The 23,090-nt window shown below is 60.8% G+C and carries 18 protein-coding genes; 2 read left to right on the top strand and 16 right to left on the bottom strand.

Features of this window, described 5'->3' with window-relative positions; all coding sequences use genetic code 11:
* Positions 1 to 71: 71 nt before the first annotated feature.
* The 15 genes from ACW9JE_RS10010 to dksA form a co-directional block, all read right to left on the bottom strand.
* Positions 72 to 368, bottom strand: a complete 297-nt coding sequence (locus tag ACW9JE_RS10010; protein ID WP_457432647.1) for a DUF2845 domain-containing protein — start codon at positions 366 to 368, stop codon at positions 72 to 74.
* Positions 368 to 3,322 carry a DUF748 domain-containing protein gene (locus tag ACW9JE_RS10005; RefSeq protein ID WP_457432646.1) on the bottom strand — a complete coding sequence of 985 codons (2,955 nt, stop codon included), beginning with the start codon at positions 3,320 to 3,322 and terminating at the stop codon, positions 368 to 370. The genes ACW9JE_RS10010 and ACW9JE_RS10005 overlap by 1 nt, the downstream gene beginning before the upstream one ends.
* A gap of 93 nt (positions 3,323 to 3,415) precedes the next feature.
* Positions 3,416 to 4,432 (bottom strand): class I SAM-dependent rRNA methyltransferase, encoded by a 1,017-nt coding sequence (locus ACW9JE_RS10000; RefSeq protein WP_224534197.1) that lies wholly within the window; start codon positions 4,430 to 4,432, stop codon positions 3,416 to 3,418.
* Positions 4,433 to 4,596: 164 nt separating this feature from the next.
* On the bottom strand, positions 4,597 to 5,469 hold the full coding sequence (locus tag ACW9JE_RS09995; protein ID WP_224534198.1) for an oxygenase MpaB family protein: 873 nt from the start codon (positions 5,467 to 5,469) through the stop codon (positions 4,597 to 4,599).
* A gap of 66 nt (positions 5,470 to 5,535) precedes the next feature.
* Positions 5,536 to 7,473, bottom strand: coding sequence for an acetate--CoA ligase (gene acs / locus ACW9JE_RS09990; protein WP_224534199.1), 1,938 nt, complete (start codon positions 7,471 to 7,473; stop codon positions 5,536 to 5,538).
* 187 nt (positions 7,474 to 7,660) lie between these two features.
* On the bottom strand, positions 7,661 to 9,325 hold the full coding sequence (gene pgi / locus ACW9JE_RS09985; protein WP_224534200.1) for a glucose-6-phosphate isomerase: 1,665 nt from the start codon (positions 9,323 to 9,325) through the stop codon (positions 7,661 to 7,663).
* 359 nt (positions 9,326 to 9,684) lie between these two features.
* Positions 9,685 to 10,545 (bottom strand): pantoate--beta-alanine ligase, encoded by an 861-nt coding sequence (gene panC, locus ACW9JE_RS09980; RefSeq protein ID WP_457432645.1) that lies wholly within the window; start codon positions 10,543 to 10,545, stop codon positions 9,685 to 9,687.
* The gene (gene panB / locus ACW9JE_RS09975; protein WP_175378797.1) at positions 10,542 to 11,342 is read right to left on the bottom strand and encodes a 3-methyl-2-oxobutanoate hydroxymethyltransferase; all 801 of its coding nucleotides are present in this window, start codon (positions 11,340 to 11,342) and stop codon (positions 10,542 to 10,544) included. Before panB ends, panC begins: the two co-directional genes overlap by 4 nt.
* Positions 11,343 to 11,708: 366 nt before the next feature.
* Positions 11,709 to 12,194 carry a 2-amino-4-hydroxy-6-hydroxymethyldihydropteridine diphosphokinase gene (gene folK / locus ACW9JE_RS09970; RefSeq protein WP_457432644.1) on the bottom strand — a complete coding sequence of 162 codons (486 nt, stop codon included), beginning with the start codon at positions 12,192 to 12,194 and terminating at the stop codon, positions 11,709 to 11,711.
* Between the two features lie 3 nt (positions 12,195 to 12,197).
* Positions 12,198 to 13,595, bottom strand: coding sequence for a polynucleotide adenylyltransferase PcnB (locus ACW9JE_RS09965; protein ID WP_457432643.1), 1,398 nt, complete (start codon positions 13,593 to 13,595; stop codon positions 12,198 to 12,200).
* A gap of 755 nt (positions 13,596 to 14,350) precedes the next feature.
* The gene (locus ACW9JE_RS09960) at positions 14,351 to 15,793 is read right to left on the bottom strand and encodes a sigma-54-dependent transcriptional regulator (protein ID WP_224534205.1); all 1,443 of its coding nucleotides are present in this window, start codon (positions 15,791 to 15,793) and stop codon (positions 14,351 to 14,353) included.
* Positions 15,794 to 15,815: 22 nt separating this feature from the next.
* Positions 15,816 to 18,770, bottom strand: a complete 2,955-nt coding sequence (locus ACW9JE_RS09955) for a sensor histidine kinase (RefSeq protein WP_224534206.1) — start codon at positions 18,768 to 18,770, stop codon at positions 15,816 to 15,818.
* Positions 18,754 to 18,930, bottom strand: coding sequence for a hypothetical protein (locus ACW9JE_RS09950; RefSeq protein WP_003176118.1), 177 nt, complete (start codon positions 18,928 to 18,930; stop codon positions 18,754 to 18,756). The genes ACW9JE_RS09955 and ACW9JE_RS09950 overlap by 17 nt, the downstream gene beginning before the upstream one ends.
* A gap of 77 nt (positions 18,931 to 19,007) precedes the next feature.
* Positions 19,008 to 19,904 (bottom strand): tRNA glutamyl-Q(34) synthetase GluQRS, encoded by an 897-nt coding sequence (gluQRS, locus tag ACW9JE_RS09945; protein WP_224534207.1) that lies wholly within the window; start codon positions 19,902 to 19,904, stop codon positions 19,008 to 19,010.
* 77 nt (positions 19,905 to 19,981) lie between these two features.
* Positions 19,982 to 20,416, bottom strand: coding sequence for an RNA polymerase-binding protein DksA (gene dksA, locus ACW9JE_RS09940; protein WP_224534208.1), 435 nt, complete (start codon positions 20,414 to 20,416; stop codon positions 19,982 to 19,984).
* Positions 20,417 to 20,749: 333 nt separating this feature from the next.
* Between dksA and ACW9JE_RS09935 the strand changes: the two genes are divergently transcribed.
* A complete protein-coding gene (locus ACW9JE_RS09935) occupies positions 20,750 to 21,922 on the top strand; it encodes a pyridoxal phosphate-dependent aminotransferase (protein WP_224534209.1) in 1,173 nt (390 codons plus the stop codon).
* On the top strand, positions 21,922 to 22,635 hold the full coding sequence (gene sfsA, locus ACW9JE_RS09930; protein WP_224534212.1) for a DNA/RNA nuclease SfsA: 714 nt from the start codon (positions 21,922 to 21,924) through the stop codon (positions 22,633 to 22,635). Before ACW9JE_RS09935 ends, sfsA begins: the two co-directional genes overlap by 1 nt.
* On the opposite strand, the gene ACW9JE_RS09925 is transcribed toward sfsA, so the two are convergent.
* Positions 22,632 to 22,949 (bottom strand): Rieske (2Fe-2S) protein, encoded by a 318-nt coding sequence (locus ACW9JE_RS09925; RefSeq protein ID WP_224534214.1) that lies wholly within the window; start codon positions 22,947 to 22,949, stop codon positions 22,632 to 22,634. The genes sfsA and ACW9JE_RS09925 overlap by 4 nt on opposite strands.
* Positions 22,950 to 23,090: the final 141 nt, after the last annotated feature.

The following is a 23,090-nucleotide window of genomic DNA, read 5'->3' as shown; positions in this document are numbered from 1 at the left end:
TCAATGCACAGTCGACTGACACACCGCATTCGCGAGCAAGCCCGCTCCCACATTTTGGTTTTTTGTGAGGCTCAGTTGCCGCGTTTGCTGGTGATCTGGGTCAGCCGATTACCCTCGAACCGCAGGAACTGATACATCCCGCTTTTCGGTCCGTAGGTCCATTCCTCGACCGGAAACTCTTCCCGCCGATTCGCACTGCGTTTGTAACCCAACATATCGCGACTGACCGGCTCGCCGCATTTCTGCAGCACCTCCCCCGCACGATCACCGACGCTGATCAGTTGGCTGCCACAGCGCAATGTATCCGCCGCGAACGCCGGGCTGGCAGATGTCGCCAACACCAGCGCGAACAACAATTGCCGGCCCATCATTCGGCATCCAGATGCATGGGGGTGATGACCTTGCCGTCTTTCTCCGCCTCACCCAGTTGCGCGTCGATGAAGTACACGCGATCGTCAGCCAGTTGGCCCTTGTCCACCAGGTAATCCTTGATGCTGCTGGCGCGGTCCTGGCCCAGCTGGCGCAACAGCACTTCGCTGGAACTCCAGAACTGGATCACGCCTTCGCGCATCTTCGCCGTGCGTTCTTCCTTGCCCAGATCCGTCCATTCGGCCGGTGGCTGGGTTTTCAGACGCGTGCGGTAGATCCCTTCCAGCAGCGGGCCTTTTTCGCTCTCCGGCACTTGTAGCATGGACGCTTGGGCCGGGACCTTGTCGCCGCGACGCTGGAGTATTTTGTAGTAGTTGTATTGATACTCACGCTCCAGACGCTGCTCGGCAATCAGCGGACCATCGCTGCTCTTGGCGGCGGTACCTTCGATTTCCAGGCGCAGGGCAGGGCGCTCTTTCAGGGCATTGGACAGTTTGACCAGCGCCGCTTCGGAGTCCTTGCTCAGGTCGCTGGAGCCCGGTGCGAACGCCACGGTGCCCAGGTCTTCCGAACCGCCACCAGCCACCAGGCCGCCGATGAGTTTGAACGGCGCAGCGGCCGCCTTGACGATCAGGTTACGCAGGGTCTGCCAGACGATCGGCATGACGCTGAACTGCGGATTGTTCAAGTCGCCGGACACCGGCAGCTCGATGGAAATCTTGCCGTCGACGTCCTTGAGCAAGGCAATCGCCAGTTTCAGCGGCAGGCTGACGGCATCGGGACTGTCGACCTTCTCACCCAGCTGCAGCTGCTCGACCACCACTTTGTTCTCGGCCTGGAGCTGGCCCTTGGTGATCTTGTAGTGCAGGTCCAGATTGAGCCGGCCCTTGCGGATGCGATAACCGGCGAACTTGCCGGAGTAGGGCGTCAGCGTGGTCAGTTCCACTCGCTTGAAGCTGGTGGCGATGTCGAGGCTGGCCATCGGGTCGAACGGGTTGACCGCGCCCTTGATGGTCACCGGTGCATAGCGATCGACCTTGCCCTTGACGTCGACGCTGGCCGGCTTGGCCTGACGACTGTCGATGGTGCCGATCTGGCCGTTGAGTTCCTGCACGGCGGTGGCGAAATTCGGCGTCAGGCTGAAGTCGGCGAAGTTGGCCGAACCGTCATTGATGGCTATGCCGCCGATATGGATACCCAGCGGTTTTTCCTTGCTCGCAGGCTTGGCGGCAGCGGACTTGGTGCCGGAATCCGCCGGTTGCGGAATCAGCAGGTCGTCGATGTTGGTGGTGCGGTCATCGTTGATCATGAACCGTACATAGGGCTGCAGCAGGTTGATCTTGTCGATCGACAGGCTGTCGCCATGCTGATAGTTCAGGCCATCGACCACCACCTGCTGCCATTTGAGGAAATCGCGGGTCTTCAGGGTGTCGAGGGTGTGCAACTGATCGATCTGTGCGCGGCCGGTAACGCTCAGGGCCAGCGGCTCGGTGCTTTTCAGATTCACCGCCAGATCGCTGCCCAGCATGCCGCTGCGCAGCTCCAGGCGAATGAACGGGCTTATGTAGGACTGCGCGACACGCAGATCGATGTCGCTGGTCTTCACATTGAGTCTGGCAGTCACTGGCGCCAGGTTGACCTCGCCTTCGGCGCTGAGCTTGCCCTGTTTGCCCACGCCGGTATCGAGCTTGAGCTGGAAGGGCGAGCCGTTGAGGCTGTCGAACTTCTGCAGGTCGAGATTCAGCGGGCCCAGTTCCAGGGCCACGGCCGGTTGGGCTTTGCGGTCAGCAAGATGCACCTGGTAATTGCGCAGTTGCACATCGTTGAGCAGCACCTGCCAGGGCTTGGAAGGTTGCGCTGCGGGTTTTGGTGAGTCTGCCGCCGCCGGAGCGCTGGCCGGCTCCTCATCAGCTTTGACTTTGGCGGCGGGCTTGGACGGCTGGCTGGCGAACAGTTTCTGCCAGTCGAGTTGGCCATCGGCTTCCAGGGCTGCCCAGGTTTCCAGTTTGTTGCTGCGGATCTTGCCGACGACGACTTGCTGTTTCGCCAGGTCGACCGTGGTTTCACTGACTTCCAGACGCTCCAGTTTCACCAGCGGCCGACCGTCAGGGGCCTTGATGGCGAAGGGCGCGATGGTGGCCGAGACATTGCTCAGCAGCAGTTCGGTTTCCTTGGACAGGTTGAGCTTGTAGTCGGTGCTCAGGCTGACGATACCCTCTTCGAGCACCAGCGGTACTGCATCGCGCACATAGGGCCAGAAAGCCTTCATCTTGCCGTCGGTGAGCTTCAACTTGCCTTCGGAGGCCAGGGGAATGAGGCTGAAATTGCCGGTCCAGTCGATCTGCCCGCCATTGGGGCCGACGGCCACCAGGGTCATGTCGGCGCTGTCTTCGGGCAGGGTGCTGAGATTTTTCAGTTCAAAATCGAGTTTGTCGTAGATGAATTCGATGGGCTCGCTGGGGCGTTCATCCAGAAAATGTACGCCGCCACCCGCCAGCTTGATGCTGTCTATGCGCAGTGGAAAAGGCTTGGCGTCAGGATCGGCCGGGGTGGGATCACTGGGTGGCAGTTTGAACAGGCCGAGCAGATTGAGTTTGCCGTCCTTGCCAAATACGACCTCGGTCTTGGATTTGTCCAGTTCGATAGCCGACAGATGCACGGCTTTGGTCCAGAGACTGTCCAGGCTCAGATCCGCGTACAGGCGTTCGAAGCCTATCTGTTCCTTGCCCGGCTCGCCGATGTTCAGGCCCCAAAGGGTCACTTCAAGGCTGAACGGGTTGAGTTCGATTCGCTGCAAGGACGCAGGCGTCGTGGCGTAGTTGGCCAATTGCTGATTGGCGATACGCAGGGCGACGCCCGGCAAAATCAGAAAGCCCAGCAGGCTGTAGAGGGCCAGAGCAGTCAACAAGGCGCCGACGGCGCGAATCAATCCTTTGTACATGCGTGGCTTCATCTGTCTGAATCGGAGTGCCTTGGAGTATGGCACGCGTTTCTGGTTCCGAAGTGAAAGCCCCGTCAACGAATTTTCAGATTTGTCTGACGCAAATCAGAGCTGCAGGATCAGGGTTTTCAACGGTGGTTGCTGATCCATCGATGGGAAGTCATCCGCCGGTTTCATCTCGGTCCACTCGCGCACCGGCCGCCCGGCTTTCTCGGCGCAACGCAAAACCTGTTCACGCCAATCGTCCATGCTGACTTTCGCCAGGTTGTTGCAGCAGATCAGCACGCCGTTGTCGGCGGTGGCCAGCAGTGCCGGTTTCAGCAGGCTCTGGTAGTCGCGCAACAGGTCGACGGTGCCGAACGCGCTCTTGGCCCAGGCCGGCGGGTCGAGCAGCACGAGGTCATATTGGCGTTGTTCCAGGCGTGGATAGCTCGGCAGTTTTTGTCCGCGACGCTGGCTGATCGGCAGGCCGGCCAGTTGGCGGATGGCCGGGAAATAGTCGGACTGGATGAATTCCATTGTTGGTAGTTGCGGGTTGAGCTCACCGTTTTCACGACCGACCGCCAGGTTGCCTTCGGCGAAATCCAGATTGCACACCTCGCGAGCGCCACCGGCCGCGGCGCTGAGGCCGACGCCACAGGTGTAGGCGAACAGGTTGAGTACGCTTTTGTTTTGGCTGTGAGCCTTGACCCAGCCGCGAGCGTTGCGCAGGTCGAGGAACAGCAGCGGGTCCTGTCCGGCATGACGCCCGCGCACCCGGTAATTGAGGCCCCATTCGTGACCGACGAGGTCTTGCAGGGCGGCCTCCTCGGCACGGTAGACGCTGTCTTCGCGGTCGATGCGCGAGTTGCCCCGGGAGCGGTCGTTATAGACCAGCAGGCTGTCGATGCCCAGGTGCTGATTGATGATCTCGTGCAGTTGCAGCAGCGCGTCGCGCTCCAGCGTCTGGTGGAAGCTCTGCACCATCAATTGCGGACCGTAGCGGTCGATGGTCAGACCGCCGGCGCCTTCCTGGCTACCGTGGAACAGCCGATAGCAATCGGTACCCTGGCTGTGCAGTTCAGCCAACAGGTCCTGGCGACGTTCAAGGGCGGCGCGCAGCGCCTGATTCAAGGAAGACATGCTGGGCGCCTTGCAGGTGGGAATTTGGCGCGGGAGTTTAGCAGCTTGGCGCGGGAACAGCCCCCTGTGGGAGCGGGCTTGCCCGCGAAGAGGCCGACACACCCAACATCGTTGTTGCCTGACCTCCCCCCATCGCGGGCAAGCCCGCTCCCACAGGAGGGCAGTCAGGTCAAAAGTCCCATCCGCCGCTTCGCCCGCTGCACCGAGCCATTGCGCACCGCCCAGCGCAACATCGGCGCACTGCGGTTGACGCTGGCGCGGATCAGTTTGCGCTGCAGCGGGCTCTGGCTGACGCCGAGCAAATCGCTGGCCCAATCCGGCAACAGATCAATCCCGGCCTGCATCATCAGCCCGCCAAAAGGCTTGGCCAGGCGACTCGGCGAAGGAGCATTCAGCAACAGCCGCAGCACTTCGCGACTGCGCTCGTCACACAGCAATTGTGGCCGGATGCGTTCCAGGTACTCGGTAATTTCCTGCCGCGAGCGTGGAACGTCTCGAGCCCCCAAGCGTTCAGCGACCAACGCGATCTCTGCGTAATAGCGATCCTGATCGGCAGGCGATAAATGCGGATTGCGATACCGCAGATGCGCGGCCAGAAAGTTGCTGACCTCGGCCACATGCACCCAGGTCAATAGCTCGGGATCGCTGGCGGCGTAAGGCCGGCCATCGGGCGCGGTGCCGGTGATCTGCAGGTGAATGGTGCGCACTTTCTCGATCAGCCAGTCGGCGTCCCGGCTCGAACCGAAGGTGGTCCCGGAAATGAACTGCCCGGTGCGCCGCAACCGGCCGAGCATGTCCTCGCGAAAATTCGAGTGGTCCCACACGCCCGCCAGGGCCAGCGGGTGCAGTGCCTGCAGCATCAAAGCACTGATGCCACCGATGAGCATGCTGCTGAAATCGCCATGCACCTGCCAACTGATCGAATCAGGCCCGAAGAGGCCGGGATCGCCCTTGGGATTTTCCAGATCCAGCTTGCCCAGGGACAGGCCGGTCAGACTCATGATTTGGGTTTCGATGCGGCTGCGGATGAATTCCATGGCGACTCGGTAGTGCAAAGAGGACGCGGCCGGTGAAGGCCGCGCATGCTTTTCTGGTTCAGTGATTTACTGATTCAGGCGCTTGTCGATCAGGCCCTGCACCACGCTCGGGTCGGCCAGGGTCGAAGTATCGCCCAGGCTGTCCAGCTCGTTGCAGGCGATCTTGCGCAGGATGCGGCGCATGATCTTGCCGGAACGGGTTTTCGGCAAGGCCGGCGCCCACTGGATCAGGTCCGGTTTGGCGAAGCTGCCGATTTCCTTGCTGACCAGCGAGAGCAGTTCTTTCTTCAGATCGTCGCCGAATTCGACACTGTTCATGGGCGTGACGAAGGCATAGATGCCCTGGCCTTTGACGTCGTGGGGGTAACCAACCACCGCCGCTTCGGCCACGCTGTCGTGCAGCACCAGGGCGCTTTCCACTTCGGCGGTGCCGATACGGTGCCCGGAGACGTTGATCACGTCGTCGATACGCCCGGTGATCCAGTAGTCACCGTCTTCATCGCGACGTGCGCCGTCGCCGGTGAAGTAATAGCCGGGATAGGGTTTGAAATAGGTGTCGACCATCCGTTTCGGATCGCCGTAGACCGTGCGGATCTGTGCCGGCCAGCTGGATTTGATCGCCAGCACGCCGCTGCCGGCGCCTTTGATTTCCTTGCCTTGTTCGTCGAGCAGCACCGGTTGCACGCCGAACATGGGTTTTGTGGCGCAGCCGGGTTTGATCCGCTGGGCGCTGACCAGCGGGCTGAGCATGATGCCGCCAGTTTCGGTCTGCCACCAGGTATCTACGATTGGGCAACGCTCTTCGCCGACCGTGTGGAAATACCATTCCCAGGCTTCCGGGTTGATCGGCTCACCCACGGTGCCGAGCAGTCTGACGCTGGCGCGGGAGGTGCCCTTCAGCGGCTCCGGGCCTTCACGCATCAGGGCGCGCAGGGCGGTGGGGGCAGTGTAGAAAATATTCACCTTGTGCTTGTCGATGACCTGCCAGAAGCGCGAGACGCTGGGATAGCTCGGTACGCCTTCGAAAATTAGCGTCGTGGCGCCGTTGGCCAGCGGGCCGTAGACGATGTAGCTGTGGCCGGTGACCCAGCCGACGTCGGCGGTGCACCAGAAGACTTCACCGTCGCGGTAGTCCAGCCAGTACTTGAAGGTCATTGCCGCTTGCAGCAGATATCCGGCAGTGGTGTGCAGCACGCCCTTGGGTTTGCCGGTGCTGCCGGAGGTGTAGAGGATGAATAGTGGATCTTCGGCGTCCATCGGTTCGGGCGGGCAGTCGTCGCTCACCTCGCGCAGGGCCTGGTGATACCAGATGTCCCGGCCTTCGACCCAGTTCACCTGATTTTTGGTGCGCTCGACCACGACCACGGTGCTGACGTTCGGGCAACTTTGCAGGGCCTTGTCGACGTTTTGCTTGAGCGGGACGGATTTGCCGCCGCGCACGCCTTCATCGGCGGTGATCACGGTGCGGCAATCGGCATCGAGAATGCGGTCGCGCAGGGAGTCAGGGGAGAAACCACCGAATACCACCGAATGCACCGCACCGATACGCGAGCAGGCGAGCATGGCGTAGGCCGCTTCGGGAATCATCGGCATGTAGATGCACACCCGATCGCCTTTCTTCACGCCACGGCTTTTGAGCACGTTGGCCAGGCGGCAGACGTTCTGATGCAGTTGTTTGTAGGTGATTTGGGAGGAGTCGGCGGGATCGTCGCCTTCCCAGACAATGGCGACCTGATCGCCGCGTGTTTCCAGGTGCCGGTCGATGCAGTTGTAGCTGACATTCAACTTGGCCCCGGCAAACCAGCTGGCGTCACCGGTTTTCAGGTCATAGCGCTGGACAGTGTCCCAGGGGGCGATCCAGTCGAGGAATCGGGTGGCCTGTTCGGACCAGAACTGGCTGGGGTGTTCGATGGATTCGCGGTACAGGCGGTGGTAGTCGTCTTGACTCAATTGTGCAGCCCGGCGGACGGCATCGGCTTTGGGGAACGTGCTGATATCGAACATGACGGTTCCTTATTCTTGTTGTGGTCAACAGGTAATAAAGATGCGCCGAGTGCCCGGCTGGTTCAAGAGGGGAGCCGTGCGACCCTCGTAGGAGCGAAGCTTGCTCGCGAAGAACGATGACGCGGTGTACCTGATACACCGCATCGTCTGATTCGCGAGCAAGCTTCGCTCCTACGGGGTTGGGGGATTACCCGCGATGACGCCCGCGGAAGTAATTGATCAGCCCCTGAGTGGACGGGTCTTCAGCTTCGGTTTCCTCGCTGCCGACGAGGCGGTTGTACACGCCCTTGCCCAATTCCTTGCCCAGTTCCACGCCCCACTGATCGAAGGCGTTGATGCCCCAGATCACGCTTTGCACGAAGACCTTGTGTTCGTACATGGCGACGAGCGCGCCCAGACGGCGCGGGCTGATGCGCTCGACCACCAGAGTGTTGCTCGGACGGTTGCCCGGAATCACCTTGTGCGGTGCGAGTTTCTGCACATCGGCTTCGGCCATTCCCTTGTCGCGCAGTTCGGTCTCGGCTTCGGCCAGGGTCTTGCCCAGCATCAGCGCCTGGCTCTGCGACAGGCAGTTGGCGTACAGCCACTGGTGGTGGTCGGCTACCGGGTTGAAGCTGACGATCGGCACGATGAAGTCGGCCGGGATCATTTGGGTGCCCTGGTGCAGCAACTGGTGATAGGCGTGCTGACCGTTGCAGCCCACGCCGCCCCAGATCACGGGTCCTGTGTCGGTGGAAACCGGCTTGCCGTCCTGACGCACGCTCTTGCCGTTGGATTCCATGTCCAGCTGCTGCAGGTGCTTGGTGATGTTACGCAGGTAGTGGTCGTACGGCAGGATCGCGTGGCTTTGCGCGCCCCAGAAGTTGCCGTACCAGACGCCGAGCAGCGCCAGCAGCACCGGCATGTTCTGTTCGAACGGGGCGCTCTGGAAGTGCTGGTCCATGGTATAGGCACCGGACAGCAGTTCCTTGAAGTTCGACATGCCGATGGCCAGGGCGATTGGCAGGCCGATGGCCGACCACAGCGAGTAACGCCCGCCGACCCAATCCCACATCGGGAAAATATTCTCTTCACGGATACCGAACGCAACGGCCGCGGCGTTGTTGCTCGAGACCGCGATGAAGTGACGGTGCAGCTCGACTTCCGAACCACCCTGGGCCAGGTACCAGGCACGGGCGGCTTGGGCGTTCTTCAAGGTTTCGAGGGTGTTGAAGGATTTCGACGAGACGATGAACAGCGTGGTCTCGGCGCGCAATTTCATGGCCAGCTCGTGGAATTCGCTGCCGTCGATGTTCGCCAGATAGTGGCAGCGCACGCCTTTATGGGCGTAGGCCAGCAGGGCTTCGGACACGAGCTCAGGGCCGAGGAACGAGCCACCGATGCCGATGTTCACCACGTCGGTGATCGGCTTCTCGGTGTAACCGCGCCACAGACCGTCGTGGATGCGGCCCACCAGGTCGGTCATCTGGTTCAGTACCTTGTGCACTTCCGGCATCACGTTGACGCCGTTGACCGACAGCTTGTCGCCGACCGGACGGCGCAGCGCGGTGTGCAGGGCAGGGCGACCTTCGGAGGCGTTGACGATCTCGCCGTCGAACAGCGATTTGATCGCACCCTTGAGGTCGACTTCGTTGGCCAGACCTACCAGCAGATCGCGGGTCTGGGCATTGATCAGGTTCTTCGAATAGTCGAGAAACAGGCCGCAGCTGCTGAGAGTGAATTGAGTGAAACGCTGCGGATCGGCATTGAAGGCCTCGCGCATGCTGAAATCCTGCATGGCTTGGCGGTGGTCATTCAACGCCTGCCAGGCGGGCAGAGCGGTAACGTCATGAGGAGTGCGGTAGTACGCCATCGCTGCGGGTTTCCTTATTACTTGAACGGCCTTTTGAACACGAAAAATCCCGGAGCGCTGTGGGTGGGCGTCCCGGTCGCCTGCGTCGACACGATTTCATGGCGCAGGGCGACTACAGTAAACCCCGCGAAGTGATCTGTCTTGACTTTGTCTGACCCGTTTCCGGTACTTTTTTAACATCCAGGTTAGAAACGGTCCGACAAACGGCCAAGGCAGGCTCGGATCAGGCCATCTGGACTTCAACGGCAGGAGATTACTTGTGGGAGCGGGCTTGCTCGCGAATGCGGTAAGTCAATCAACGGTGAGGTTGAATGACACTCCGTATTCGCGAGCAAGCCCGCTTCCACAGGTACTTTTGTTCAGGCGGGGGTATCGAGGTTCAGGTGCAGGTTGTCGATCAACCGCGTGGTGCCGAGGAATGCCGCCACCAGGATCACCAAGTCGCGATCTTCTGCCGTTGCCGGACGCAACGTCAGGGCGTGACGGATTTCCAGGTAGTCGGGACGCAGGCCAGCCGCTTCGAGCTGTTTGATCTGCGCGGTGATCAGCGCCGGGAAATCCCGATCGCCCTGTTTGATCGCCTCGGCAATCTGGCTCAGGGTGCGATAGACCACAGGCGCGGTGGCGCGCTGCTCTTCGCTGAGGAAGCCGTTGCGCGACGACAGCGCCAGGCCGTCGGCGGCGCGAACGGTCGGCTCGCCGATGATCTGGATCGGCATGTTCAGGTCATGCACCAGGGCGCGGATGACCGCCAGTTGCTGGAAGTCTTTCTGGCCGAAAATCGCCAGGTCCGGCTGGACCATGTTGAACAGCTTGCTGACCACGGTCGCCACGCCTTCGAAGTGCCCCGGACGGCTGGCACCGCACAGGCCTTCGGACAATTGCGGGACGCTGACGCGGGTCTGGCCGGTCATGCCGTCGGGGTACATTTCTTCGACCGTTGGCGCGAACAGCAGGTCGCAACCGGCTTCGAGCAGCTTCTCCTGGTCCGCGGCGAGGGTGCGCGGGTATTTGTCGAGGTCTTCGCCGGCGCCGAACTGCAGCGGGTTGACGAAAATGCTCGCGACCACGAAATCGACCCGCTGGGTCGCCTTGGTGATCAGCGCGACGTGCCCGCTGTGCAGGTTGCCCATGGTCGGCACGAAGCCGATGCGCTTGCCTTCGCTACGGGCGCGGGCAACGGCGGCCCGCAATTCGCGTACGGTCTTTACGGTGTTCATGCAGAGAATCCGTGTTCGATGCCTGGGAAGGTCGCTGCTTTGACTTCAGTGACGTAGGCGCTCAGGGCGCCGTGGATGCTTTCCTGGCCAGCCATGAAGTTCTTCACGAATTTGGGCACGCGGCCGGTAATGGACAGGCCCAGCATGTCGTGCAGAACCAGTACCTGGCCATCGGTGCGATGGCCGGCACCGATGCCGATCACCGGAATGCTCACCGCCTGGGTGATTTCTTCGGCCAGTTCGCTTGGCACGCACTCGAGCAGCAGCATCGCAGCGCCGGCCTGTTCCAGGGAAATCGCGTCGGCGCGCATCTGGCGGGCCTGGTTTTCGTTACGGCCCTGGACCTTGTAGCCGCCGAGGATGTTCACCGCTTGCGGCGTCAGACCCAGGTGCGCGCACACCGGGACACCGCGCTCGGCCAGCAGGCGAATCGAATCGGCCAGCCACAACGCACCTTCGACCTTGATCATGTGCGCACCGGCCTGCATCAACAGGGCGCTGTTGGTCATGGCTTGTTCAGTGGTGGCGTAGGCCATGAAGGGCAGGTCGGCGAGGATCAGCGCATCGGTGTTACCGCGCTTGACCGCTGCTACGTGGTACGCCATTTCGGCGGTGGTGACCGGCAGGGTGCTGTCGTGGCCTTGCAGAACCATGCCGAGGGAGTCGCCCACCAGCAGCACTTCGACGCCAGCCTGGTTGCAGGCGTGGGCGAAGGTCGCGTCATAGCAGGTCAGCATGGTGATCTTTTCACCTTTCTGCTTGAGGCTCTGGAGCGTGGTCAGGGTGATGGCTGGCATGTCAAAAAATCCTCGTTCAGGCGCTCTGGAAACTACTGCGAGTAACGCGCGTGATTCGTCATCTACTCAGGCGCACGGTCTTTTGTCGTGCTTATAAGGCCTGGATTGCGCCCTTTTAGTGCCGTGTTGACGGCAGCGGGACGCCTATAGTCGTGAGGAGAACCCGGGAAGTCAATTGCGTGTGTTACCGCATTGTTACGTCGGGGGTGTTACCGAAGGGGACTGATGCGATTCAGCAGATTCTGTAGGAAATGGCGCAAGCCACTGTAGGAGCGAGCTTGCTCGCGATAGCGGAGTGACATACAGCAACATTGTTGACTGATACGCCGCCATCGCGAGCAAGCTCGCTCCTACAAGGGGTTTTGATCAGGCTTGGGGCAAGCGTTCCAGGCCGACGAACGGGCAGGCAGCGAGCAGGTCCGCGAGGGTGCGGCCATCGGCCAGGCGCAGATCAGCAGGTGCCAGTTCAGCCAGGGGATACAGAACGAAGGCGCGTTCCTGCATGTGATAGTGCGGGACCTTGAGCCGCGGCTCGTCGATCAGGCGATCACCGAACAGCAGGATGTCCAGGTCCAGAGTACGCGGGCCCCAGCGCTCGAGACGCTCGCGGCCCTGTCCGTTCTCGATGGCTTGCAGCGCATCGAGCAGCTCCAGCGGCGCGAGGCTGCTGTCGAGGGCGGCGACCGCGTTGGTGTAACGCGGTTGGCCGGGCAGCAGCGAGTCGCTTTGATAGAAGGCCGAAACCCCCACCAATTGCGTTTGCGGCAGCTGCGCCAGCGCGGTAACGGCGCTGCGCAGCTGTTCGGCAGGTTCAGCCAAATTGCTGCCCATGCCAATGTAGATGCGTTCCATGGATTACTCGCCGCTACCCGATACGCCCGCTGCGCGTTTGCGCTTGGAGCCGCCGCTGCGGCGACGCTTGCGTGGCGCGCCGGTGCCTTCATCCTTGCCGCTGAGGTCGCGAATCATGTCGCGGCGTTCGCTTTCGTTGGCGTCCTGATAATCCGTCCACCATTCGCCCAGGCCATCGGTCTGTTCGCCCGCGCTTTCGCGCAGCAGCAGGAAGTCGTAGCCAGCACGGAAGCGCGGGTTGTCCAGCAGCAGGTCGGCACGTTTGCCGCTGCGGCGTGGCAGGCGCTCCTGCATGTCCCAGATCTCGCGGATCGGCATGGTGAAGCGTTTTGGAATCGCGATGCGCTGGCACTGTTCGGCAATCAGCTCGTGCGCCGCTTCCTGCATCGCAGGAATCGGCGGCATGCCGCGATCCTGCAGGCGCAGTACGCGCGCCGGCAGGGCAGGCCACAGCAAGGCGGCAAACAGGAACGCCGGTGTGACCGGCTTGTTCTGCTTGATGCGCAGGTCAGTGTTGATCAGCGCTTCACTGATCAGGGTGTGGGTGTAGGTCGGGTTGTGCTCCAGGGCCTCGGTACTGGCCGGGAACAGCGGATCGAACAGTTGCAGGTCAACCAGCATTTCGAAGGTGTCCGCGGCGTAACCCGAGAGGAACAACTTGAGCACTTCTTCGAACAGACGCGCCGCCGGGATTTCCCGCAGCATCGGCGCCAGCTCGCGAATCGGCAGGGCGCTGTGCTTTTCGATGCCGAAGTTCAGCTTGGCCGCAAAACGCACGGCTCGCAGCATGCGCACCGGGTCTTCCTGGTAGCGTTGTTTCGGATCGCCGATCAGGCGGATCAGGTGATTGCGAATGTCGTGCACGCCATTGGCGTAGTCCAGGATGCGCTCGCTAACCGGATCGTAATACAGGGCGTTGATGGTGAAGTCGCGACGTTGAGCGTCTTCCTCCAGGGTGCCATAGACGTTGTCGCGCAGAATGCGCCCGCTCTCGTTGCGAGAAGACTGGTTGCTGTCTTCGTCCTCTTCGTTTTGCGGGTGATTGGCCCGGAAGGTCGCGACTTCGATGATTTCGCGGCCAAAGTGGATGTGCACCAGCTTGAAGCGACGGCCGATGATTCGCGCATTGCGGAATTCGGCGCGGACCTGCTCGGGAGTGGCGCTGGTGGCGACGTCGAAATCTTTCGGGGTAATGCCCAGCAGCATGTCGCGCACGCAACCGCCGACCAGATAGGCCTGGTAACCGGCACCTTGCAGGCGTTCGACGATATTCACCGCGTAACGGCTGAATTGCGCCTTTTGCAGCGAATGTTGGCCGCTGTTGAGCACTTCAGGCGTGCTGCGAATGTGTTGCGTGCGACGCACGGGGGGACGGAATGACTGGAACAGCTTCTTCAGCATGGGATGCACTGTTTGAAGGAATGTTCGGCCAAAACGAAGAATTGACCGCATGATGGGCGGGGATTCTAGCATTTAGTCGGGGGATGGTGTAGGACGCAGAAAATATGAGCTGCCCCTGTGCAGGAGCGAGCTTGATCGCGATGGACGCGAATGATGACGCGGGGAACCGGATTTGCCGGCAAGACAGAAACTACAAGGGGAGCCGAAGCTCCCCAAGAAGTAGTTGCATGCTCTATTTTTGTTATTGGTTTCGGGCTTTTTGTTTTTGTTAAGTGCCCACGCCATGAAGCTTTTCCTTCATGACCCTCCCAATCGGGAGCCAAGAGCAAACGGATTGCTTTGGTCGCTGAATTGCAGTGATCTTTCGATCCAACCAGTACAGGCTCTGTCTTAAGACAGTTTTTTGTTGTTCTCGGCCTGGTCGTGGGGCAAGCCCCAAATACAACGCCTCTCCAAAAGAATCAGTTAGCTGCGCCTCTCGCCGTCTTGTTTTTATTGTGCGTGAGTCGATTCGTCTTATTTTTATTGTCTTGTACGTTGCTTGTTATTGTTCTTGTACCAAACATATAGCAGGGTGCGTGCCAACTTTTGCAAACCCCAGTAAAACAAGGGGTTGGGCGTGTGTGGCAGGTTTTCGAGGGCGAAAAAAAGCCGGGGTTTCGTTACCGTAAACCCCGGCTTCTGTTACGTGAAAAATCTGAGGTAACAGTTTTTTCACAAAATCGCGTGTTACCCGCACATCAGACAGCTGTGGTTCAGCTCTCGCTGGCTACACCCGTCTTGCGCCGCGGAATGCCCAGGCGCTGACGGCGTTCCCACAGGCATTTGCGGCTGACCCCAAGCTTGCGGGCCAGTTCGGTTTCGGTCATGTGGTCCTGGTGCTCGAGTACGAAGTGCTGGAAATAGTCTTCCAGTGACAGGTCCTCGGTCGGCTCATGATTGCTGTTGGCAGCGCTGCTGGAGCCCTGTTGCGGGGCCAGGCCGATGAACTCGTCGTCTTCCAGATCGCCCAGTTCGATGTCGATGCCCAAAAGCTCGGCGGAAATCTCCGGGCTCTCGCACAGGATTACCGCGCGCTCGACAGCGTTTTCCAATTCACGAACGTTACCCGGCCATGAGTAATGGCGAATGGCTTGTTCGGCGTCGGGGGCGAATTTCAGATCGGTGCGGTTGATCCGCGCGCTCTGACGCGCCAGGAACGCATTGGCGATTTCGTTGACGTCGGCACCACGCTCGCGCAGGGCCGGCAGTTTCAACGCGATCACGTGGAGGCGGTAGTACAAGTCTTCACGGAACTGGCCGATCTTCGCCAGGTTCTTGAGGTCACGGTGGGTCGCGGCGATCAGGCGCACATCGACCTTCTGCGACTGGACCGAGCCAACCCGGCGAATTTCGCCTTCCTGCAGTACCCGCAGCAGACGCGCCTGGGCTTCGAGAGGCAGTTCGCCGATTTCGTCGAGGAACAGGGTGCCGCCGTCCGCCGCCTCCACCAGACCGGCACGCCCGGCGCTGGCACCGGTAAACGCGCCTTTTTCGTGGCCGAACAGCTCGGACTCGATCAGGCTTTCCGGAATGGCCGCGCAGTTCACCGAAATCATCGGCGCCTTGGCGCGTTTGGACAGGTTGTGCAGGGCGCGGGCCACCAGTTCCTTACCGGTACCGGATTCACCCTGGATCAGCACGTTGGAATCGGTAGGAGCGACTTTGCGGATCTTGCCGTAAAGGTCCTGCATCGGTGGGCAGGAGCCAATGATGCCGATCTCGCCGTTGCTGTTGTCGGTGCCCGATTTGGCCGCACCATTGGCGGCTTTGCCGGCCACCAATGGTTCGCCGCTGGCTTGCAGCGTCTGGCGATCGCGCAGGATGCGTGCGACCGCCTGGAGCATTTCATCGTGATCGAAAGGCTTGGCGATGTAATCCACCGCGCCCATCTTCATCGAATCAACTGCCGAGCGCAGGCTGGCGTAGCTGGTCATGATCAGCACAGGCGTACCCTGGCCGAGTTTGATCAATTCGGTGCCCGGTGCGCCCGGCAGACGCAGGTCACTGACAATCAGGTCGAACGTGGTAATGGTGAAACGTTCTTGTGCTTCCTGCACGGATCCGGCTTCGCTGACCTGGTACTGATTGCGTTCCAGGAGGCGGCGCAAGGCAGAGCGGATAATGGTTTCGTCTTCGACGATCAAAATGTGCGGCATTGATTCGATACTCTCGACGGTCTCAGTTCACAGCGGACGTCGCTTCGACATGACGCGGTAATGTCACCCGAATTCGGGTGCCGCGCTGGCTCTGAACATCAGCCGGGCTGTCGATGGTGATTTGTCCATAATGCTCTTCAACGATGGAATAGACCAGTGCAAGGCCCAGACCGGTGCCTTCGCCAGGGTCCTTGGTGGTAAAGAAGGGTTCGAACAATCGGTCCATGATGCTCGCTGGAATCCCGCTGCCTTCGTCCTCCACGATCAGGTCGACCGTGTGTTCGCCGGCTTCGCTCTTGACCCGCACGGCACTGCCCGCAGGCGAGGCGTCACGGGCGTTTGAGAGCAGATTGATCAGTACCTGGGCGAGCCGCTGCGGGTCACCTTCGACCCAGTGTTCGGGGTCGCACAGGTTATAGAACTGCACTTCGAAATTGCGTCGGTTCAGGGCCAGCAGGCCAATGGCGTCCTGGGCCACTTCCGCCAGACAAACGGCTTCATCGCTGTGCTGATGACTGCCGGCATGGGCGAAGCTCATCAGCGATTGCACGATGCGCGAGACGCGTTTGGTCTGTTCGAGGATCTGCCCGCTGATTTCTGTCAGTTCGCCATCCTCTTCACGCTCTTCGCGCAGGTTCTGCGCCAGACAGGCGATACCGGTGATCGGGTTGCCGATTTCATGGGCCACACCGGCGGCGAGGCGGCCGATGCTGGCCAGGCGCTCGGAATGCACCAGTTTGTCTTCGAGCATCTGGGTTTCGGTGAGGTCTTCCACCAGCAGTACCAGGCCACTGTTGCCGGGGGCGAGCGGTTCGTCGATCGCCGCTTTGTGCAGGTTCAGCCAGCGGGTCTGGCCGTCGAGGGCCAGGTGCTGCTTGTGCAAGTGCTCGTCCGGAACGTTGATGAAGCCTTGCAGCAGCGCTCTCCATGGATCGGCAATGGTGCTCAGGCGCGAACCGACCACGCGCTGCGCGGCGATTCCGGTCAGTTCCTCCATGGCCTTGTTCCACATGAGGATTTCCTGATCCTTGGCCAAGGAGCAGACGCCCATCGGCAGTTCCTGCAAGGTCTGGCGGTGGTAACGGCGCAGGGCGTCGAGTTCGGCGGCCAGGCCGGTCAGGCGCGAGTGATAATCCTCAAGACGGCTTTCAATGAAGTGGATGTCTTCGGTGACATAGTTCTCGCCGCCGGCCTTGTAGGGCAGGAAGGTTTCGACCATGTCCTGGGCCACGCTCGGCCCCATCAGGCCGGAGAGGTTGGCCTCGATACGGTCACGCAGGCGGCGCAGGGCATACGGGCGGCGTTCATCGAATGGCAGGTAGAGATCACGCAGGGCCTGTTCGACTTCTTTTTGTGCAGCCTTGGCACCCAGGGGTTTTGCCAGTTGAGTGGCGAACTCCTGAGGCGAGGCGGCGTGCAGTTCGCGGCGTTGCGGGCGACGCACATTGTCCACGGCGCAGGCTTCGGCGGCGCTGGCTTCCTCGGTGCTGGCGTTGGTGAACAGCGAGATCAGGGTGAACATCAGCACGTTGGCGGCCAGCGAGGCGATTGCCGCCATGTGCCAACTGGTGTCGTCCAGCACGTAAATCATGTTCAGCAGCGGAATATAGAAACCCTGCAGATTGCCCACCAGCGGCAGCAACATGGTCACCAGCCAGACCAGGATCCCCGCCAAGAGACCCGCGATGAAGCCGCGGCGGTTGGCGGTCGGCCAGTACAGGACCGAGAGCACGCCCGGCAGAAATTGCAGGGTGGCCACGAACGCGACGATGCCGAGGTTAGCCAGGTCCTGCTCTGCGCCCAGCAACAGGTAGAAACCGTAACCGGCCATGATGATCGCGACGATCAGTGCCCGGCGTGTCCATTTCAACCAACGGTAGATGTTGCCTTCAGCCGGTGGCTGGTAAAGCGGCAGGACCAGGTGGTTCAGCGCCATGCCCGACAACGCCAGGGTGGTGACGATGATCAATCCACTGGCAGCGGACAGTCCGCCGATGTAGGCCAGTAGCGCCAGCGCTTCGCTGTTGGCGGCGATACCGATGCCGAGGGTGAAGTATTCCGGGTTGGTGGTAGCGCCCAGTTTCAGCCCCGCCCAGAGAATCAGCGGCACCGCCAGGCTCATCAACAGCAGGAACAACGGCAGGCCCCAGCTGGCGCTGACCAGCGCGCGCGGATTGAGATTCTCGGTAAAGGTCATGTGATACATGTGCGGCATCACGATCGCCGAGGCGAAAAACACCAGCAGCAGTGTGCGCCACGGGCCTTCCTGCAGTGGCGTGTGCAGGGCGGCGAGGGCGGTCTGGTTTTGCAGCAGCCACAGCTCCAGCTGTTGCGGGCCGTCGAATACGCCGTAGAGCGCATACAGGCCGACGCCGCCGAGGGCGACCAGCTTGATCACCGATTCGAAGGCGATCGCGAACACCAGCCCTTCATGCTTCTCGCGGGTGGCGATATGCCGGGAGCCGAAGAAAATCGTGAACAGGGTAATCAGGGCGCAGAAGCTCAGGGCGACGCGATGCTGAACCGGCTCGCGTGTGAGGATGCCGATCGAGTCGGCCACCGCCTGAATCTGCAAGGCCAGTAACGGCAGGACGCCGATCAGCATGAAAATCGTGGTCAGCGCACCCGCCCAAGTGCTGCGGAAGCGGAACGCGAACAGGTCCGCCAGGGACGACAGCTGATAGGTGCGGGTGATCTTGAGAATCGGGTAGAGCAACACCGGCGCCAGCAGGAATGCTCCGGAAACCCCCAGATAGCTGGACAGGAAGCCATAGCCGTATTGATAAGCCAGGCCTACAGTGCCGTAAAACGCCCAGGCACTGGCATAGACGCCCAGCGACAGGGTGTAGGTGAGCGGGTGACGAATGATCGCCCGGGGGATCATGCCCCGTTCACTGATCCAGGCCACGCCGAACAGCACCGCCAGGTACGCGGCGCTGATCAGGATCATCTGGGTCAGGCTAAAGCTCATCGGCATCTTTTTGGCTCTGCAGGATGAAGGTCACGACAATCAGGATCAGCCAGAGCAGATAAGGGCGATACCAGGCGCCAGTGGCGTCGATCCACCAATCCATGATGGCCGGGGAAAACAGATAAATCCCCACTACCAGGAGCAGGACCAAGCGATAGATGTACATCCCGGCCTCTCTTTTTTATGCCTGTGCCCGAAAAAGTGCGGCGATGGTAACGGATGGGGGCGCCACTGCAAGTCTGTTCACTGTAGCTGCGCCTCGGGCAGGCTCAATGTGCGCGGGATCAGGCTGGCATCCCAGTGCTCGATGCCCCAGGCCAGCACTTCTTTTGGCGTGGCGCAGGTCAGTTCGGCACCGGGCGTTTGCCCCAAAGCGCGCAAGGCCCGCAACAACAAAGGCGTAGCTTGATCTTCGGTCAACGGCGGCGAACGGTAAGACTTGCCGAGCTTGTTGCCATCGGGCTGGGTGATCAACGGAATGTGCAGGTAACTCGGTTGGCGCAGGCCGAGCAATTCCTGCAGATAAAGCTGGCGCGGCGTGGAGTCGAGCAGGTCGGCGCCGCGCACGATGTCGGTGATGCCTTGCCAGGCATCGTCCAGTACCACCGCCAATTGATAGGCGTAAAGCCCGTCGCGGCGACGAATCACGAAGTCGCCGACATCCCGCCCCAGGTGCTGATGGAACTGGCCTTGCACCCGATCGATAAAGTGGTAATCCAGTTCGGGTACGCGGATGCGGATCGCGGCGTCTTCGACACCATGCCCGGCATTGCGGCACAGCCCCGGGTAGATGCCGTGGTATGGCTCCAGTTGCTTGCGCGAGCAGGTGCAAGCGTAGGCCAGACCGTGATTGAACAGGCGATTGAGGACTTCGGCGTAGGCTTCATGACGGTCACTCTGACGGACCATCTCGCCATCCCACTCGAAGCCATAACTCTCCAGCGCCTTGAGAATCGCGGCCTGGGCACCGGGTTCTTCGCGGGGCGGATCGAGGTCTTCCATGCGCACCAGCCAGCGCCCGCCGACCGAACGAGCATCCAGATAAGAAGCCAGCGCGGCAACCAGCGAACCAAAATGCAGGTGACCGCTGGGTGTTGGGGCGAAGCGCCCGATGTAGGAGGAGTGGGGGATGGCAGTCATGAATGCATTTAAAGCCAAAAAAACATCAGAAACAAAAACGGAGCGTTCGCACGCTCCGTTCTTCATTCAAGTCGCCATTACTTGCCGACTTGTTTTTCCTTGATTTCCGCCAGGGTCTTGCAGTCAACGCACATGTCGGCTGTAGGACGGGCTTCCAGACGCTTGACGCCAATCTCGACGCCGCAGGACTCGCACCAGCCGTATTCTTCGTCTTCGATCAGTTGCAGGGTCTTGTCGATCTTCTTGATCAGCTTGCGCTCGCGATCGCGGGCTCGCAATTCGAGGGCGAACTCTTCTTCCTGGCTGGCACGGTCTGCCGGGTCCGGGAAGTTGGCTGCTTCGTCCTTCATGTGGTCAACCGTACGGTCGACCTCCTGCATCAAGTCCTGCTTCCACTTGTTCAGGACTTTGGTGAAGTGAGCGCGCATGGGCTTGCCCATGTACTCCTCGCCCTTCGTTTCAACGTAGGGTTCAAAGCCGCTGATTGGCTGTTGCTTTGCTTGGGTGGACATGAAATAGACCGCCTCTACTCTTGTAATCCATCTGCGCAGGATTGCTCCATCACCGACACCCGCCGGCCCTGCGGCTGCAAGCGGGCGAACTTACCAGATCAAATCAGGCCGCGCTACTCCCGGATGTCGAGGCCGCGACCTGTGGCGCCTGTCGATGGTGGCAAAGCGCTGTCTGGTGGCTCTGGAGCCCTGATCAATTATTGATTTTAGTCAAACCTTGAGCGCTCGCTTGAGTCGTTTCGGGCCTGGGTTATACGGCTCTGACCGCTTTAGGTTCTCGCTCGTTCCTGCGCTTGGGTAGAATCGATTCTTTTCTTCGTTGAAGGAAGGCCAATGGCACAGTCCTACAGTGCTCGCAGTCGCGCGATCGAACCCTTTCATGTCATGGCGCTGCTGGCGCGGGCCAATGAGTTGCAGGCCGCGGGCAAGGATGTGATTCACCTGGAAATCGGCGAGCCGGACTTCACCACCGCCGAGCCGATCATCCGTGCAGGCCAGGCCGCGCTGGAGTCGGGCAAGACGCGTTACACCGCCGCCCGGGGCATTCCTGAACTGCGTGAGGCGATTTCGGGTTTTTATCAGCAGCGCTACGGCCTGGACATCGATCCGCGGCGCATCCTGATCACCCCGGGTGGTTCCGGCGCGCTGCTGCTGGCCAGTGCCTTGCTGGTGGACCCGGGCAAGCATTGGCTACTGGCGGACCCGGGATATCCCTGCAACCGGCATTTCCTGAGACTGGTCGAAGGTGCTGCTCAGCTAGTGCCGGTAGGGCCGGACGTACGTTATCAACTGACCCCGGACCTGATCCAGCGCCATTGGGATCACGACAGCGTCGGCGCGCTGGTGGCCTCGCCGGCCAACCCGACCGGGACCATCCTCACTCGCGACGAGCTGGCAGGTCTTTCCACCGCCATCAAGCAGCGCCACGGTCATCTGGTCGTGGACGAGATCTACCACGGCCTGACCTACGGCACCGATGCGGCCAGCGTGCTGGAAGTCGACGACAATGCTTTCGTGCTGAACAGTTTTTCCAAATATTTCGGCATGACCGGTTGGCGTCTCGGCTGGCTGGTGGCGCCCGATGCGGCGGTCAGTGAGCTGGAGAAACTTGCCCAGAATCTCTACATCAGTGCGCCAAGCGTCGCCCAGCACGCCGCGCTAGCCTGTTTCGAGCCATCGACCATCAGCATTCTCGAAGAGCGCCGCGCCGAATTCGGTCGCCGCCGCGACTTCCTGTTGCCGGCCCTGCGTGAATTAGGCTTCGGTATCGCCGTGGAGCCAGAGGGCGCGTTCTATCTGTACGCTGATATCAGCAAGTTCGGCGGCGATGCCTTCTCGTTCTGCCGACACTTCCTCGAAACCGAGCACGTGGCATTCACCCCAGGGCTGGACTTCGGGCGCTATCAGGCGGGGCATCACGTTAGGTTTGCCTACACGCAAAACCTGGAGCGCTTGCAGGAAGCGGTAGGGCGTATCACCCGTGGCCTGCAGAGCTGGCAAGGCTGATGCACTTTTATCCTCCGCTGGAAGAAGGTCGCCTGATTCGTCGATACAAGCGATTTCTCGCCGATATCGAAACCGTTGGCGGCGAGTTGCTGACCATTCACTGCCCCAACACGGGCTCGATGCTCAATTGCCAGGTCGAGGGCGGGCAGGTCTGGTTCAGCCGCTCCAATGACCCTAAACGCAAGTTGCCCGGGACCTGGGAAATCGGAGAAACCCCGCACGGGCGGCATTTTTGCGTCAATACCGGTCGCGCGAACACGCTGATTGAGGAGGCATTGCTTGCCGGGGTGATCACCGAGCTGAACGGCTTTACCGGGCTCAAGCGCGAAGTGGCGTACGGGCAGGAAAAGAGTCGCATCGATTTTCGTCTCGAGTACCCCGATGGGCCGGCTTACGTGGAAGTCAAAAGCGTCACCCTCGGTTTTGAAGGTGATGCGGTGGCGGCATTTCCCGACGCAGTGACCCAGCGCGGTGCCAAGCACCTGCGTGAGCTGGCTCATCTGGCTCGGGATGGCATTCGCGCGGTGCAGTTGTATTGCGTGAATCTCACGGGAATCGATGCGGTGCGTCCGGCGGACGAAATCGATGCAGCGTACTCTCAAGCCTTGCGTGAGGCCGTATCGTGCGGCGTGGAAGTGCTGGCCTACGGTGTGCGCCTGACCCACGAGGAGATGGTGGTTGATCGGCGCCTGGAAGTGATACTGGGCGTTTAAGGGTTGATCCAGATGCCGTGAGCATCCTCGCGGCATTCGACCTGGGTCAGCGATTGCCCCGCGCAAGGGCCGGCGACACATTCGCCGTCCTCGATCAGAAACAGGGCGCCATGGGTCGCGCACTGGATCAGGCTGTTACTGGGGTCGAGGAACTGGTCGGGTGTCCATTCCAGCCCGACACCGCGATGCGGGCAGCGATTGATATAGACGTATACCTGGCCGGCCCGGCGCACGGCGAAAAGCTTTTGACCATCGATCTCGAATCCGCGGCTGCTGGCGTCGGCCAGTTCAATGCCCTTACACAGAAATTTCATGCCTATCCTCAGGGTGTGCAGTCAGGCATCCGAGCTTGACTCGCAAATGCAAGCGATTATCAAATGGCGGGCTTGCCCAACAGATGCAGTAGCCAGGTGCACAGGATACTTGGCCTGCCGCTTTGATGCCCGGTTAACCCT

The organism is Pseudomonas sp. SDO55104_S430 (assembly GCF_054070595.1).
Note: the sequence above shows the minus strand (reverse complement) of the source record. Positions and strands in the feature narration are given on the sequence as shown.